Annotated in this window: 15 protein-coding genes; 2 read left to right on the top strand and 13 right to left on the bottom strand. The window is 60.0% G+C overall.

Annotated elements, in window-relative coordinates; all coding sequences use genetic code 11:
- Nucleotides 1–3 precede the first annotated feature (3 nt).
- From ACIPL2_RS17370 to ACIPL2_RS17350, 5 genes are all read right to left on the bottom strand, one after another.
- On the bottom strand, nt 4–993 hold the full coding sequence (locus ACIPL2_RS17370; protein ID WP_401358152.1) for an ABC transporter ATP-binding protein: 990 nt from the start codon (nt 991–993) through the stop codon (nt 4–6).
- Nucleotides 990–1,790 (bottom strand): ABC transporter permease, encoded by an 801-nt coding sequence (locus ACIPL2_RS17365; RefSeq protein ID WP_401358151.1) that lies wholly within the window; start codon nt 1,788–1,790, stop codon nt 990–992. The genes ACIPL2_RS17370 and ACIPL2_RS17365 overlap by 4 nt, the downstream gene beginning before the upstream one ends.
- Nucleotides 1,777–2,613 (bottom strand): ABC transporter permease, encoded by an 837-nt coding sequence (locus ACIPL2_RS17360; RefSeq protein WP_401358232.1) that lies wholly within the window; start codon nt 2,611–2,613, stop codon nt 1,777–1,779. The genes ACIPL2_RS17365 and ACIPL2_RS17360 overlap by 14 nt, the downstream gene beginning before the upstream one ends.
- A 5-nt stretch (nt 2,614–2,618) precedes the next feature.
- Nucleotides 2,619–3,425 carry an alkaline phosphatase family protein gene (locus ACIPL2_RS17355; RefSeq protein WP_401358150.1) on the bottom strand — a complete coding sequence of 269 codons (807 nt, stop codon included), beginning with the start codon at nt 3,423–3,425 and terminating at the stop codon, nt 2,619–2,621.
- Nucleotides 3,426–3,599: 174 nt separating this feature from the next.
- On the bottom strand, nt 3,600–4,670 hold the full coding sequence (locus ACIPL2_RS17350; RefSeq protein ID WP_401358149.1) for an ABC transporter substrate-binding protein: 1,071 nt from the start codon (nt 4,668–4,670) through the stop codon (nt 3,600–3,602).
- A 349-nt stretch (nt 4,671–5,019) separates the two neighbouring features.
- On the opposite strand from ACIPL2_RS17350, the gene phnR reads away from it, so the two are divergent.
- Nucleotides 5,020–5,733 carry a phosphonate utilization transcriptional regulator PhnR gene (phnR, locus tag ACIPL2_RS17345; protein WP_401358148.1) on the top strand — a complete coding sequence of 238 codons (714 nt, stop codon included), beginning with the start codon at nt 5,020–5,022 and terminating at the stop codon, nt 5,731–5,733.
- A 702-nt stretch (nt 5,734–6,435) separates the two neighbouring features.
- Here the strand turns inward: phnR and ACIPL2_RS17340 are convergent.
- The 8 genes from ACIPL2_RS17340 to minC form a co-directional block, all read right to left on the bottom strand.
- Complete coding sequence (locus ACIPL2_RS17340) at nt 6,436–7,773, bottom strand: amidohydrolase (protein ID WP_401358147.1); 1,338 nt, start codon at nt 7,771–7,773, stop codon at nt 6,436–6,438.
- 65 nt (nt 7,774–7,838) lie between these two features.
- Nucleotides 7,839–9,995: a mechanosensitive ion channel domain-containing protein gene (locus ACIPL2_RS17335; RefSeq protein WP_401358145.1), complete on the bottom strand. Its 2,157-nt coding sequence runs from the start codon at nt 9,993–9,995 to the stop codon at nt 7,839–7,841.
- Between the two features lie 78 nt (nt 9,996–10,073).
- The gene (locus tag ACIPL2_RS17330; RefSeq protein WP_401358143.1) at nt 10,074–10,250 is read right to left on the bottom strand and encodes a hypothetical protein; all 177 of its coding nucleotides are present in this window, start codon (nt 10,248–10,250) and stop codon (nt 10,074–10,076) included.
- A gap of 135 nt (nt 10,251–10,385) precedes the next feature.
- Entirely contained in the window at nt 10,386–11,675 is a 1,290-nt protein-coding gene (locus tag ACIPL2_RS17325; protein ID WP_059404703.1) for a M18 family aminopeptidase, read from the bottom strand.
- A 184-nt stretch (nt 11,676–11,859) separates the two neighbouring features.
- The gene (locus tag ACIPL2_RS17320; protein ID WP_401358141.1) at nt 11,860–12,495 is read right to left on the bottom strand and encodes an RluA family pseudouridine synthase; all 636 of its coding nucleotides are present in this window, start codon (nt 12,493–12,495) and stop codon (nt 11,860–11,862) included.
- A gap of 178 nt (nt 12,496–12,673) precedes the next feature.
- Nucleotides 12,674–12,928, bottom strand: coding sequence for a cell division topological specificity factor MinE (gene minE / locus ACIPL2_RS17315; protein WP_007944431.1), 255 nt, complete (start codon nt 12,926–12,928; stop codon nt 12,674–12,676).
- A complete protein-coding gene (minD, locus tag ACIPL2_RS17310; protein ID WP_401358139.1) occupies nt 12,928–13,740 on the bottom strand; it encodes a septum site-determining protein MinD in 813 nt (270 codons plus the stop codon). Before minD ends, minE begins: the two co-directional genes overlap by 1 nt.
- 201 nt (nt 13,741–13,941) lie before the next feature.
- Nucleotides 13,942–14,679, bottom strand: coding sequence for a septum site-determining protein MinC (gene minC, locus ACIPL2_RS17305; RefSeq protein WP_401358137.1), 738 nt, complete (start codon nt 14,677–14,679; stop codon nt 13,942–13,944).
- A gap of 117 nt (nt 14,680–14,796) precedes the next feature.
- Between minC and ACIPL2_RS17300 the strand changes: the two genes are divergently transcribed.
- Nucleotides 14,797–15,729 (top strand): lipid A biosynthesis lauroyl acyltransferase, encoded by a 933-nt coding sequence (locus ACIPL2_RS17300; RefSeq protein WP_401358135.1) that lies wholly within the window; start codon nt 14,797–14,799, stop codon nt 15,727–15,729.
- The last annotated feature ends 21 nt before the right edge of the window (nt 15,730–15,750 follow it).

Raw genomic sequence — 15,750 nt, 5'->3', positions numbered from 1 at the left:
GCATCAGGCTACCTTACACAGGGCCGTCGGATCGATGGAAAGTGCCAGGCGCTGACCATCGGGATGCAAATCGGCCGCCGAGCGGTTCAGCACATCCACCACCAATTCCACGCCCCGGGCTTCGACCCGGTAGCGAATCACGTTGCCCAGCAGGCTGTGGCTGCGCACTTGCGCGTCGAGTTCGCCGTTCAAACTGAGTTCGATGGCTTCCGGGCGAATGGCGATGCGGTGGGTAATCGGCCGTTGCAGCAGTTTTGTCGCACTGTCGGCATCCAGCAGGTTGTAGTTGCCGATGAAACCGGCCGCGAAGACATCGACCGGCGCGGTGTACAGGGTTTCGGCGTCGCCGCTCTGTACGATTTTTCCCTGATTCATCAGGAAAATGCGGTCAGACATGGTCAGGGCTTCTTCCTGATCGTGGGTGACGAAGATCGTGGTCAGGCCCAGCTCGCGCTGGATCTGACGGATCTGTTCGCGCAAGTGCTTGCGAATCCGCGCATCCAGGGCCGATAGCGGCTCATCCAGCAGCAACAGGCGTGGCCGGGTGACCAGGGAGCGGGCGAGGGCGACCCGCTGGCATTGGCCACCGGAAAGTTGATGCGGGTAGCGGGCGGCGAAGTCATTGAGCTCCACCAGCTTCAACACTTCGGCGACACGCTTCTGACTGTCATCGGTGTTGACCTTTTGCATGCGCAAACCGAACGCGACGTTCTGCTCCACGGTCATGTTGGGGAACAGTGCGTAGCTCTGGAACACCATGCCGATCCCGCGTTTCTGTGGGCTCAACGGCACAATATCGACGCCATCCAGCAGGATCTTGCCGCCATCCACTGACGTCAGCCCGGCGATGCAGCGCAGCAGTGTGGACTTGCCGCAACCCGACGGGCCGAGGAGGGTGACGAATTCGCCTTTCTGGATTTCACAGTTGATGTCGCTGAACACCGGGGTGCCCGCGTAATTCTTCTGAAGGTGTTGGACGCTGACGTAGCTCATTCGCTTTTGTCCTTGTTCAAGATATTGGCAACCCAGGTCAGGACCAGCACAAAGAAGAAGTAGGAAATCACCAGCGCACTGGTGAAATGGCCGCTGCTGTTGCGCATGTTGTTGAGGTAGACCTGCAGGGTTTCGTAACGGGTGCCGACGAGGATGTTGGCGAACACGAACTCACCGAACAGGAACGAGAAGGACAGCAGCAATGCCACCATCAGACCCTTGCGCAAGTTCGGCAGCACCACCAGGAACGCCGCTTGCCAGGTGCTGGCGCCGAGCAGTTGTGCAGCGTCCATCAGGTCGCGCAGGTTGATCGCTTGCAGGTTGTTAGTGATTGCCCGGTACATGAACGGCAGCGCTACGGTGAAGTAACAACCGATCAAGATCCACGGCGTGCCGACCATCGCGAACGGCCCGGAACCATAAAGCTGCAACAGCCCCACCGACGACACCACCGGCGGCACCGCGAAGGGCAGCAGGATCAGGATGTTCATCAGCGCATCGAGTTTCGGGAAGTGGTAATGCACCACGAACAGCAGCGGCAGAATCAGCACCACCGACAGAATCAACGCGCCCACACACACCAGCAGTGACTGGCCGAAGGCATGCAAAAAGCGCGGATCGCTCCACAGCTGCGCGTACCACTTGATGGTGAATCCGCTGGGCAAGATGGAGGCAGACCAACTGGTCGAGAGCGAGTAGATCAACGTGCCGGCCAGCGGTAGCAACAGAATGGCAAACAGCAAATACACCACCACCCGGTGGTAGACACCGACGGGGCCCAGTTCAGCGCGAGACATGGTAGCTCCTCTTCAACAGCAGCTGATGCACGATGGTCACCAGGGTCATCAACGCCACCAGCACCACGGCCAGGGCACTGGCCATGTAGGGGTCCAGGGAAATATCGCCGGACACCATCGCCGCGACGCGGATCGTCAGCACGTTGAAGTTGCCGGTGGTCAGGGCGTACACCGTGGCGTAGGCGCCGAGGGCGTTGGCCAGCAGAATCACGAACGTGCCGAGCAGTGCCGGGGTCAGCACCGGTAATCCGATGTGCCGCCAGTACTGCCAGCCGTTAGCGCCCAGCAGCGCGGCGGACTCACGCCAATCTTCGCGCAGGGCGTCGAAGGCCGGGTACAGCAGCAACACGCCCAGCGGAATCTGAAAGTAGGTGTACAGCAGGATCAGCCCGGTTTTCGAGTACAGGTTGAAATCCTGAATGATCCCGGCCTGCTTGAGCAGGAGGGTGAAAGTGCCGTTGAAGCCCAGCAGAATGATAAAGGCGAAGGCCAACGGTACGCCGGTAAAGTTGCTCGTCATGTTGGCAAAGGCGTTGACGAAATTGCGCAGTTTCGAGTCGACCCGGCGCAGCGAATAAGCGCCAAGCACGGCGATGATGATCCCGAACACGCTGGACCAGAAACTGATCTCGAGGCTGTACTGGATAGCCTGCAAGTAGAACTTCGAGGTGAAGATCTTGCTGAAGTTGGCCAGGCCCCAGCCGAACTCTTCCGATTGCACGCTGTTGATCATCACCCAGAACAGCGGGGCGATCTCGAACACGATAAAAAACAGTGTGAAGGGCACCAGGCACAGCACTGCCAGCCATTTGCCACGGGTCATGAAGTTCACTTGAGCAGCTCCCGGCACACAGGTTTGTCGTGGGCCACACCGAGCAGTTCGCAGACGGTGCCGCAGATTTCAGTCTGTTTCGGTGCGGCGCTGGCGTTGAAACTGAAGGCATCGCCGAGCACGAACAGCGGTACTTCGCGTTCTTCCGCCAGCAGGCCGTTATGGGAGCGGTCATTGTTCATGCCGTGGTCGGCGGTCACCAGCACTTGATAACCGGCGTCGAGCCAGCCTTGCAGGTAGTCGGCGAGGATGATGTCGGCCGAGCGGGCGCTGTTGCGGTATTGCGGCGTGTCGAGACCGTGCTTGTGCCCGGCGTCGTCGATGTTCATCGGGTGAACCAGCAGAAAGTTCGGCGCATGGCGCAGGCGCAGGTTTTCCGCGTCGGCGAACAGGTGCGAGTCCGGGTAGTGATCGTTCCAGTAAAAATGGCCGTGCTGGATCGGCAGGTCGGGGTTGTCGGTGTGACGATCCCGGGCGGCAACGAAGGGCGAACGGTTGTACAGCTCGCTGACCCAGTGATAGGCCGCGGCGGCGGTTTTCAGGCCGGCGTCGCGGGCGTAGTGATAGATGCTGCGCTGATTGGACAGGCGCGAGACGTTGTTGTGAACGATGCCGCTGTCGATCGGCGTAACGCCGGTGAGGATGCATTCGTAAAGCGGTCGGGACAGGGCCGGCAGTTCGCACTCCAGTTTGTAGAGCGCCGCGCGTCCTGCGCCAACGTAAGCCTGCAGGTGCCCCATGGCGTGGCGCGCAACCTCGTAATTGAGGCCGTCGAGCACGACAAGGATGACATTGTGCTTCATAGGGCTGGAACTCCGCAGATCAGACATTCGAAAAACCCAGACTTCACTCGGTCCAGTGTGGGAGCGGGCTTGCTCGCGAAAGCGGACTGACATTCAACATTGATGTTGGCTGTTATGGCCCCTTCGCGAGCAAGCCCGCTCCCACATTAGATCTCCATTGGTTGATCTACCGTGTTACTGCTTCATGTTGACGATGACTTCTTCCTGCCACTTCTGAGGCACGGACTTGGAGGTCTTCTCCCAGACGTCCGCGTCTTTGATTGGCGTTACGTTTTTGTACTGCTCGTTCGGCAACAGGTTGGCCTGTACATCGGCCGGCAGGGTCAGGTGTTCGGCGCGGATCGGACGAGCGTTCCCTTTCGCCAGGTTGATCTGGCCGGCATCGCTGAAGATGTATTCACGCGCCAGTTTGGCGGCGTTCGGGTGCTTGGCGTATTTGTTGATGATGGTGGTGTAACCGGAAATCACCGAACCATCGGATGGTATCAGGACGATGTAGTCATCTGGATTGACCATCTTGGCCTTGTAGCTCAGGCCGTTGAAGTCCCAGACCACGCCGACTTCGATTTCACCCTTTTCCATGCTGGCGATCACCGGGTCGGTCATCGACAGGCGCCCTTGTTTGGCGATGTCGGCGAAGTACAACAGGCCTGGCTGAATGTTCTTTTCGTCGCCGCCCTTGGAGAGGGCCGCTGCCAGTACGCCGTTGATGGCCTGGGCGGAGGTGCTCACGTCACCGATGGAAACCTTGTACTTGCCGTTTGCAAGATCCGCCCAGCTCTTGGGTACGTCGGAGCCGTGCAGCAGCGTCTTGTTGATGATGAAAGCAATGGAGCCGGTATAGGCCAGGGCCCAATGCCCGTCTTTGTCTTTGGCCCAGGCCGGTATCTGATCCCAGGTGCTGGGTTTGTAAGGCTGCGAAACCTCTTGCTTGATGGCGATCGGGCCGAAGGCCGCGCCGACGTCGCCGATGTCCGCACTGGCGTTGTCTTTTTCCGCTTTGAACTTGGCGATTTCCTGGGCCGAACTCATGTCGGTGTCGATGTGTTTCAGGCCGTAGTTCTTGGCCAAGTCGTCCCAGGTGCCTTTCCAGTTGGCCCAGTTATCGGGCATGCCGACACTGTTGACCTCACCTTCCGCTTTCGCAGCGGCTTCGAGCGTTTTCAAGTCGGTATCAGCGGCCATGGCGGCGGTGCACATGGCAATGGTCGAGCCTAACAGTGATGCCAGGAAAAGCTTTTTCATCCGAAGCTCCTTTGGGCGTTTTCAACGCTGCGATTGCGGTTGTGTTGGTCTAGGTCAGCAATACCTGAGCCAATTTAGGCGGGTTGGATGACATTTTGATGTCGACGACCGGTCTGCCCATATTTTCTGTGCTGGAATACTCAGGGTGCGAGTTAAGCGTAGACCATGTCTAAAGGGCTGATATGAAAGGACTTGGCCGTTAAATTGCAGGTGTCTGGCGCAACCGTTCGGCGGCTTTGTCATCTGGCAGTCATATGCAGTGCCTAGGCTTGCAGGCAGTTGATGGCGCCGATTTGAGTCGCGGTTGCGCCCCGAATCAGTGCTGGTCTAGTCCAGATAGGTAACGTTGATGCGCATCGAGACAACCAAAGCGGTGACAGCGATCGGGCAGGTGCTTCAGGAGCAGCTCGACCATGGGTTGTTGGCGCCTGGAAGCAAGTTGCCGGCCGAGCGCAAGCTCAGTGAGTTGTTTGGTACCACGCGGATTACCGTGCGTGAGGCGTTGTTGCAGTTGGAAGCGCAGGGGCAGATTTATCGGGAGGAGCGTCGTGGCTGGTTCGTGTCGCCGCCACGCCTGGCTTATAACTTGATGCAGCGCAGTCACTTTCACGCGATGGTCAGTGCTCAGGGGCGGGTGCCGTCCACGGAGGTGATTTCGGCGCGGTTGCAGCCGGCATCGGCGGCGGTGTGTGCCTGGTTGCAGTTGCCTGCATTGTCGAGTGTGATTCAGGTTTGTCGTTCTAGGCGCATCGATGGGCGGTTGGTGTTGTACGTGGAGCACTATCTGAATCCGCAGTTTTTTCCGGGGATTCTGGCGTTTGATTTGAATCAGTCGATTACTGAGTTGTATGCGCGGCATTACGATTTGCACTACGGACGGGTGCGTTTCGAGATTGTGCCGACGGCGTTGTCGGTGGATGCGGCGGCGGCTTTACGGGTGTCTGTGGGGAGTCCCGGGCTGCGGATTGCTCGGGTTAATTATGATCAGCATGGGCGGTTGATCGATTGTGATCTTGAGTTTTGGCGGCATGATGCGATTCACGTTGGGGTTGATGTGGTTTGACCTTGGCGGCCTCTGGGCCGACCAGGCTTTTGGGTGATTTGGGTGTATATCCGTTGCTGCGGTAACGGCGGCTTGGGGTTTCGCCCTTACGGCGAGTCCCTTTTGTCAGACGCCACAAAAGGAACCAAAAAGTCTTGCCCCAGCGTCCGGCCCCTCGCTTAGGCTCGGGGTTCCTTCGCTCCGGTGTCCATCCGGGGGCATCGCCTCCGGTCTGCTTCGCGACGACCTCCTCTCGATGTGTTCGGCTGCGCCGAACGGCGCTACGCGCCTACCCCCGGATGCACACCTCCACTCAGCCTGCCGAAGGGGCAGGTGGATCAAGATCAAAAGCTGAAGGCGAGCTAACGCTCGGCCTGATGAGTGGTGAGAAGCGAAGCGGTACGGCGCTCTGCTTTGGATTTTGTAGGAGCGAGGCTTGCCCGCGAAGGCGGCCTGGTAGCCGACCAATCCCTCACAGATGAACACAGTCCAAATGTGGGAGCGGGCTTGCTCGCGAAGGCGTCCTTGTAGTCGACCCATTCTTCACTGATGCACACCGCTCAAAATGTGGGAGCTGGCTTGCCTGCGATGGCGTCATTCAAACCGGCAAATCTCGCGCGGGCGCACCGGATCCAACTGTGGGAGCGAGCCTGCTCGCGATGACGGCCTTCGATCCGCCCCATCCCTCGCAGGTGCAATGCCTTCCGTATGAACCTACCTCACTCAAGGCTTCGCATTGGCATACAGATAATCGGTCGCCAATGAAGCCAACGTCCGCACCCCAACCACCAGCGCCGACTCATCCACAAAGAACCCCGGATTATGATTCGGCGCAGCCTTGCTCATGTCCTGGTCTCGCGGCGTTACCCCGAGGAATACGAACAACCCCGGTGCATCCTTGGCATAAAAAGAGAAATCCTCTGCGCCTCCCACTAACGGTCCTTGCAACACGTCGTCTTTCGCCGCCCAGCGCAATGTCGGCAGCATTTTCTCGGTCAATGCCGGGTTGTTGATGGTCGGGTCGTATTTTTCGATGATGGTGACTTCGGCTTTCGCGCCGCCGCTCTCGGCGATTTTTTCCACGGTCTGGCGGACGTCGGCATGCAGTTTCTGGCGGATGCCGTAGTCGTAGGAGCGGAGGGTGCCGGTCATGTCCACCGACTCGGGAATGATGTTGTAGCGGGTGCCGCCGTTGATGGTGCCGATGCTGACCACTGAGGGGTAGGACGAGATGTCGGTGCGGCGGCTGACCACGGTTTGCAGGCCGACGATGGTTTGCGCACCGACGGTGATCGGGTCGATGCCGTCCCAGGGGCGGCCGGCGTGGGTTTGTTTGCCGAGGATTTTGATTCGCAGGTCGTCGGAGCTGGCCAGGGTCGGGCCCGGGCGGTAGGCGATCTGGCCTGCCGGGACGCCGGCCCACACGTGCAGGCCGAACACGGCGTCCGGTTTTGGCGATTTCATCGCGCCTTCCTGAATCATCATTTTCGCCCCCCAAGTATTTTTGTCATCGGGGATGAAGTCGCTGGGGCCTTCTTCGGCGGGTTGGAAGTAGAACACCACCGTGCCAGGCAAGGTGTCGCGCATGCCGCTCAGGATTTTCGCCGTGCTGAGCAGGATGGCGGTGTGGGCGTCGTGGCCGCAGGCGTGCATCACGTCGACTTCTTTGTCCAGGTACGTGCCCTTGGCTTTCGAGGCGAAGGGCAGGTCCGAGACTTCCTTGACCGGCAGTGCGTCCATGTCGGCACGCAGGGCCACGGTCGGGCCGGGCAGGGCGCCTTTCAGTACCGCGACCACGCCCGTGCGGGCGACGCCGGTTTTCACTTCCAGGCCCATGGCCCGCAGTTGCTTGGCGACCAATTCGGACGTGCGTTTTTCGGTGTTGCCCAGTTCAGGATGGGCATGAATATCGCGGCGCGTTTCCAGCAATTCCGGCTCAAGCGCGGTGGCTTGATCGGCGATGCGCGTGCGCGCGTCTTGCAGTGGGTCGGCGCTGGCGTGAGAGGCCAGCGTGCCGAACAGGGTGAGCAGGCAAGCCTGTGTAATGCGGGTCAGTTGCATCGGGGTTCTCCATGACGATGGTTATTGGGCTTCAGTGCCGGTGACCGAGGTATCTGCCGAGCGTGCTATTCCTTCTGCGGTCCACCGCCGGCCGTGATCACTTGCACGCTCATGCGTGGCATGGCCAGGTCCATCCCGGCTTCATCCAGGTGTCGCTTGAGCGACAGGTTGAACGCTCGGGACACTTCCCACTGCTTGATCGGCGCAGTCTTGAAGCGGGCGCGGAGAATCGCGTTGCCGGACTCGAAACTCTCTACACCCTGGATCTCCAGCGGCGACCAGATGTTGCGCCGTTGCAGCGGATCGGTGCGCATTTTCTGGCCGACTTCGCGCATCAGTTTGATGGCGTTGTCGATGTCCATGCTGGCCGGGATCGCCACGCGGAAAATCGCATAGCCGAATTCCCGTGAGTAGTTCTTGATGCTTTTGATTTCGCTGAACGGAATGGTGTGGACGATGCCGTCGATGTCCCGCAGGCGCACGGTGCGAATGGTCAGCCCTTCGACGGTGCCGAGGTGCCCGCCCACGTCCACGTAGTCGTCGATGGCCAGCGAGTCTTCGATGATGATGAACAACCCGGTGATCAGGTCGGCGACCAGCGATTGCGCACCAAAACCGATGGCCAGGCCGATCACGCCGGCACCCGCCAGCAGTGGCGTGACGTTCATGCCCATGTTCGCCAGGGCGACGATCAGCGCGATGATGAAAATCGCCACGAACAGCACGTTGCGGATCAGCGGCATCATCGTCTGCGCGCGGGCGTTGGCCAGGCCTTTGCGCGAGCGGGTGAGGGCGTGGTGCACGGCGGTGTCGCTGAGGATCCAGATCAGCCAGGCAAAAATCAGCGTGCCGGCCAGGCTGAAGAGTTTGACGCTGACTTCGTGGCCTTCGCCTTCGGTGAAGGTGATCAAGGACATGCCCCAGACCCGCAGGCCGAGTTCGATGAACACCAGCCACACCAGCAAATGAGCCAGTGTGTAGAAGAAGCTTTTCAGGCGTTCCGAATACAGCGCATGGCGCTTCACGCTGCGTTGCGGTTTAAGGGCGTGGCGACGCACCAGCCCATTGATGACCATGCACAACACCACCAACACCGTGCAAATCAGCGACTGGCGCAAGGCAGTGCTGGTATCGCCCGCAGAAATGAAGGTGGCGAACAGCGAGATGGCCACCAGCACCAGCGCCGGGATGTACCAGAAAGTCCCGAGAATTTCGATGGTGTCGCTGAGCGCCCGGCGCGTCAGGCGCCGGGACAGCGGCTGATTGCGAATCAAGTGCGCGATGGGCCGGCGGAAACGCAGGATGAACAACCCCGTGGACAACGCGGCCAACACGTTGGCCACGGTCGCGGCGGTGTGCGCCAGGTGAGTGCCGAGGCTGGTGACCAGTCGCGGATCGCTCAGGGCTTCACCGAAAGCGGCGAAACTGCCGATCAGCCACAACGGGCGAAAGGCCTGGTGCCGCAGGATGTACAGGGCGCGATGGCGGTGCGGGCCGTCGAGCACGGAAAAGGCAATCACGCAGATCGCCGAAAAGCAGGTGCCGACCACCAGCGCATAAGCCAGCACCATGGCCAGGCTTTTGCCCAGTGACGAGGGCAGCGCGTAGCTCATGTACACCGTGATCACCAAGGCAATCAGCCACGGCCCGAGCTTGCGCAGGGCGAAGCGCAGCATGTCCAGGGCTTTGGGGTGTTGCGGCAGTTCTTCGGTCAGGCCAAAGCGCATCCGCACCCGGTGGCTAATCCAGATCAACGCCGCCGCCAGCAGGCTCCAGACCATCAGGATCATGGCAAAGGCAAAGATGATCGGCAGCCATTCGTTCGCCGGCAGCACCAGTGCGGCCAGTTCATCCTTGGCCAGCTCAAACTCGTCGGACCAGCGCGTGACCGGACTGTCCGCTCCGGAAAACTGCTTTTCAAAGTTGGCCAGGGTTCCGCCGATCAGGCCCAGCACTCCTTGCTCGGTGGCGGGTTGAGCCTTTTTGGTGGCGTCGCGCAACTTCTTCAGGTCCGTCAGCAACTTGCTCCGTTGCTGATCGTTTTCCAGCGACTTGATCACTTCGTCCAGGGATTGCCCCAGCGGTTCTTGTGCTTCTGGTTGGGGTTTCGCAGAGCTGTTGAGCAGGCCCGGCAAACTGACCGCCTGGGCAGGCGCCATCGGCAGCAGCGTCATGAGGCAGACAAGGAAGAAACACGGCAGGGCAAAGAGACGAGCGAACACTAGGCGGTCAACCTCGGGATGAGCGGATCGACCGAGTGTACGAGCCCGTCAAAATCAATGCGAGCCAGGGGCGAGGATTTATTCGTTGAGTTTGGCGAGGATCTTGAAGACCACGGTGGCGAGGATCGTCAGCATGCCGATCCACATGGCGAAGACGCCAGCGTTCTTGTCGCGAAAATTGAAGCCGATGGCCAGCATGATCATCCCGGCGAGAATCGGAACCAGCATGGCGTGAAAGGAAGATAGGGAGATCATGGCGACTGCCTTGTCGATAGGGATAATTAAAGTGTAGGAGCTGTCGAGTGAAACGAGGCTGCGATCTTTTGACGTGGCTTTTTAATGACAAGATCAAAGATCGCAGCCTCGTTTTACTCGACAGCTCCTACGGGGTTACGGCAATTCGCGGCAGGCGTAAAACGCGTTCAGCACTTTGACCAGGTGTGCCAGGTCATGGCTGCCGCACAGCTCGCGGATCGAGTGCATGGCGAACGTCGGCAGGCCGATGTCCACGGTGCGCACGCCCAGGTGGCTGGCAGTGATCGGGCCGATCGTCGAGCCGCAGCCCATATCGCTGCGCACCACGAAGCTCTGCACCGGCACTTCTTCGGCCATGCACAGATGGCGGAAGAAGCCGGCGGTTTCACTGTTGGTGGCGTAACGCTGGTTGCTGTTGACCTTGATCACCGGGCCGGCGTTGAGTTTCGGGCCGTGGTTGGCGTCGTGCTTGTCGGCGTAGTTCGGGTGCACGCCGTGGGCGTTGTCGGCCGAGACCAGCAGGGATTTCTGGATGGTCCGTACGAATTCATCACCTTCGGGCAGCAGGCGACGCAAAGTCTGCTCGAGCATCGGACCATCGGCACCGCAGGCCGAGCAGGAACCGACTTCTTCGTGGTCGTTGCACACCAACACGCAGGTTTCGTCGGTTTCGGCGGTCAGCAAGGCTTGCAGCCCGGCGTAGCACGACAACAGGTTGTCCAGGCGCGCGCCCGCGATGAAGTCGCCATGCAGGCCGATGATTGCCGCGCTTTGGGTATCGTAGAAACTCAGCTCGTAATCCAGCACCACGTCGGCGTTCAAGCCGTGTTCGCGGGCCAGTTGGTCGGTGAGCACGGCGCGGAAATCCACGCGCTCGTCACCGGCAAATTGCGCGAGGATCGGCGGCAGCTCGGTCTGCGCGTTGATCGCCCAACCCAGGTTGGCTTCACGGTTGAGGTGAATCGCCAGGTTGGGGATGGTGGCGATCGGCGCCTTGAAATCGATCAGCTGGCTTTCGACCTTGCCGTCACGGCGGAAGGTCACGCGGCCGGCCAGGGACAGGTCACGGTCGAACCACGGGGCCAACAGCGCGCCGCCGTAGACTTCGACGCCCAGCTGCCAGAAACCCTGGCGTTGCAGTTCCGGCTGGGGTTTGACCCGCAGGCACGGGCTGTCGGTGTGGGCGCCGACCAGGCGAATGCCGCTGTGCAGCGGTGAATGGCGGCCCATCTTGATCGCGACGATCGAAGAGTCGTTACGGGTGACGTAATAGCGACCGTTGGCTTCGGTGGTCCACGGCTCGCGTTCGTCGAGGCGTTGGAAACCGGCCGCTTCCAGGCGCTGAACCAGGCTGGCGGTGGCATGGAATGGGGTAGGGGAGGCCTTGAGGAAGTCGATCAGGCCTTGGTTCAACTCTTCGCGCATAAGTAGCTCCAGACAGCAATGGCGCCAGTTTAACGTATTGGCCAAAGAATTGGCGGCAGTGGCACTGGGGGATCCCTTGTAGGAGCGAGGCTTGCCCGCGAAGGCGGTGTGTCAGCCAACATCTATGTCGACTGTTCCATCGCTATCGCGAGCAGGCTCGCTCCCACAGGGTTTTATTAATGGCTCAAAACGGGGCCGGGCACTCGAAGCGCAGGCGTTCGCCGGTCTGGGGATGGGTAAAGCTGAGCATGCTCGCGTGCAGGCACAATCGTGGCCAGGCAGCCAGCGCGTGCTCATGGGCGTAGAGCCCGTCGCCCAGCAGCGGGTGGCCGATGGAAAGCATGTGCACGCGCAACTGATGGGAGCGGCCGGTGATCGGCGTCAGTTCGACGCGGCACCAGTCGCCGCAACGTTCCAGCACGCGCCAGAAGGTCAGGGCATGTTTGCCGAATTCATGGTCCACAACGTGGCGTGGCTTGGTCGGCGGGTCGTAGCGCAGCGGCAAGTCGATGCTGCCACTGTCCAGTTCCGGCTGTCCCCAGCACAGGGCGGTGTAGGCTTTTTCGGTTTCGCGGTCGTGAAATTGCCGAGACAGTTCGCGATGTGTGTCCGGGTCACGGGCCAGCAGAATGATGCCGGAGGTTTCCCAGTCCAGTCGATGGACGATTCGCGCTTCCGGGTAGCCGTTTTCTTGCAGGCGGGTGATCAGGCAATCCTTGTTGTCATCGGCCCGGCCAGGGACAGAGAGCAGCAGGGTCGGTTTATCCACCACCAGTACGGCGGCGTCCTGATAGATGATGCGGATGTTGGACAACGGCATTAAAACAGCCTCGTAACAAACGCCAACGGCGGCTCAGGCCCCCAGCATCCTGTAGGAGCGAGCTTGCTCGCGAAGGTGTGTCAGCCACATTGATGTCGACTGACACACCTTCGCGAGCAAGCTTCGCTCCTGCACGGATGCGGGAGAGCCTGAGCCGCCGTGGCTCCTGTCTGACCGACTAGCGGTCAGGCAGGGTGATATTGAGTTCCAGGATCGAGCAGCTGCCCTGGTTTTCCAGAGCGACGTGCACGTCATCGGACCCGATATTGACGTACTTGCGGATCACCTCGACCAGTTCCTTCTGCAAGGCTGGCAGGTAGTCCGGCGTACTGCGTTGGCCGCGTTCATGCGCCACGATGATCTGTAGACGCTCTTTCGCAACCGAGGCGGTACTTGGCTTCTTGTTGGCACGAAAGAAGTCAAAAATGTTCATTATCGACCTCCAAACAGGCGCTCGAAGAAGCCTTTCTTCGTCACATCGAGGAAACGATGCTCCACGGTTTTGCCCAGCAGACGGTCGACGGCATCGCTGTACGCCTGGCCGGCGTCGCTCTGGTCGTCGAGAATCACCGGCACACCGGAGTTGGAAGCCTTGAGTACCGCTTGGGATTCCGGAATGACACCCAGCAGGGTCACGGCCAGAATTTCCTTGACGTCTTCGACGCCGAGCATTTCGCCGTCACTGACGCGTTGCGGGTTGTAGCGAGTCAGCAGCAAGTGTTCCTTGATCGGCTCTTCGCCCTTCTCGGCGCGGCGCGATTTGCTGGCCAGCAGGCCCAGCATGCGGTCCGAGTCACGTACCGAGGACACTTCCGGGTTGGTCACGATGATCGCTTCATCAGCGAAATACATGGCCAGGTGGGCGCCTTTCTCGATGCCGGCCGGAGAGTCGCAGACCACGTATTCGAAGTCTTCTTTCAGCGCCATCAGGACTTTTTCGACGCCTTCGACGGTCAGCGCGTCTTTGTCGCGGGTCTGACTGGCGGCCAGGACGTAGAGGTTTTCCAGGCGTTTGTCTTTGATCAGGGCTTGTTGCAGGTTGGCTTCGCCGTTTACCACGTTGACGAAGTCATACACCACGCGACGCTCGCAACCCATGATCAGGTCGAGGTTACGCAAACCGACGTCGAAGTCGACGATAACTGTTTTGTGACCGCGCAGAGCGAGGCCGGTACCGATAGCGGCGCTGGTGGTGGTCTTACCCACACCACCCTTGCCGGATGTAACCACGAGAATCTTGGCCAAGGTGTTTCACCCCTAAGGAAAAAGGACTTTTAGCCCCTGAAAAACATCTCTTGAAAAACTACTGCAGTCGGACAGCCTTGGCTGGAATCCGGCCCTGAACGGCGTTTACCCCCGGTAAACACTGTTTTTGGCCATTTTCCTACTTCGTTTGAGCCGTTTTCGCTACGTTTTAGAGATGCTTGGAAAATGCGGCAGTATCCGTTAAAGCCGAATGATGTTCAACACATCGCCCGACAGGCTGACCTGTACACCCGAACCCCACAAAGGGTCGCGGCGCAGATCTTCGGACACCTTGTAATGACCGGCGATGGAGACCAGTTCAGCGCTCATTTGCTGACAGAAAATCCTGGCTTTCGTGTCGCCTTTGACCCCGGCCAACACGCGACCACGCATCGGCCCGTATACATGGATGTTCCCATCGGCGAGAAGTTCCGCCCCCGGACTGACCGACGAAATCACCACCAGATCGCAACCCTGGGCATAAATCTGCTGGCCACCACGGACGGGCGACGTGATGATTTTGGTCGGTTTGAGGGTCGGCTCCGGTGGTTTTTCCGGTTTTTTCTTCACCTCGCCTTCGTGCAGGTCCAGCTGGCGTTCCCGGGCGCCGGACGGCGGCAGCACCGGCAGGTCGACGGCAATGGCGGCAGCAATGTCTTCGATACGGCTGGCACGAATCGCCAGGGTGCGCAGACCGTGCTGGCGGCAGACGCGCATCAGGCCCGGCAAATCGACGGCGCCTTCACTGGCTGGAAGCTTGTCCAGGGCCAGCACCAGCGGCGCGTTGCTGAAAAAATTCGGCGCCTGGGCGACCTTGGCGGCCAATTGCCGATCAAGGCTTTCGAGGTCGTTGCGGGCCAGTTCCAGCACCGTAATGGCGAGCATGCTGCCCTTCAGCTGGAACACGGGATCTTGGTCTAGCGGTTCGGTTTGGCTCATGTCGGCATACAACGGCTTGTCACTAAAAGTGCCGAGACTTATAACGAGAACGCCCGCAGGCCGCAAGCCGGGTCGAACGATGTAGAATGCGCGGCCATTGTCTTTCCGGAACCTTTAATGGATCGCCCGCGTTTTCGAACAGCATTTCTTTCTCCGCGTTTCTGGCCGCTGTGGTGTGGCTTGGGGCTGTTGTGGCTGATTGTTCAGTTGCCGTATCCGGCGTTGCTGTTTGTCGGTCGCGTTCTGGGTGCCCTGATGTATCGAGTGGCCGGCGACCGACGGCGCATTGCCAAGCGCAATCTCGAGCTGTGCTTCCCGGAAAAATCCGCGGCAGAGCGCAAGCGTCTGCTCAAGGAAAATTTCGCCTCCACCGGCATCGCGTTTTTCGAGATGGCGATGAGTTGGTGGTGGTCGCGCGAGCGTCTGGCCAAACTGGCGCATGTCGAAGGCCTGGAGCATTTGAAAAAAGCCCAGCGTGAAGGCAAGGGCGTGATCCTGATGGCCGTGCATTTCACCACGCTGGAAATCGGCGCGGCGCTGTTGGGACAGCAGCACACCATCGACGGCATGTACCGCGAGCACAAGAATCCACTGTTCGATTACGTCCAGCGCAGTGGCCGCGAGCGGCACAACCTCGATTCGCTGGCGGTGGAGCGTGAGGACGTGCGCGGCATGCTTAAACTGCTGCGGGCCGGGCGGGCGATCTGGTACGCACCGGATCAGGACTACGGCGCCAAGCAAAGTGTTTTCGTGCCGCTGTTCGGGATTCAGGCCGCGACCGTCACCGCCACCAGCAAGTTTGCGCGGCTGGGCAAGGCGCTGGTGGTGCCGTTCACCCAGGAGCGTCTGGCGGATGGCAGCGGCTATCGACTGGTGATTCATGCGCCACTCGACAACTTCCCCGGTGAATCCGAAGAGGCCGATTGCCTGCGCATCAACCAGTGGGTCGAAGGCGTCTTGCGCGACTGCCCGGAGCAATACCTCTGGGCGCATCGCCGCTTCAAGAGCCGTCCGCCGGGCGAGCCGAAGTTGTACAAAAAACGCGGTTGAATCACCGATCCCCTTGAGCGC

This window comes from Pseudomonas sp. NPDC086251 (genome assembly GCF_044746405.1).
GTDB lineage: Bacteria > Pseudomonadota > Gammaproteobacteria > Pseudomonadales > Pseudomonadaceae > Aquipseudomonas.
Note: the sequence above shows the minus strand (reverse complement) of the source record. Positions and strands in the feature narration are given on the sequence as shown.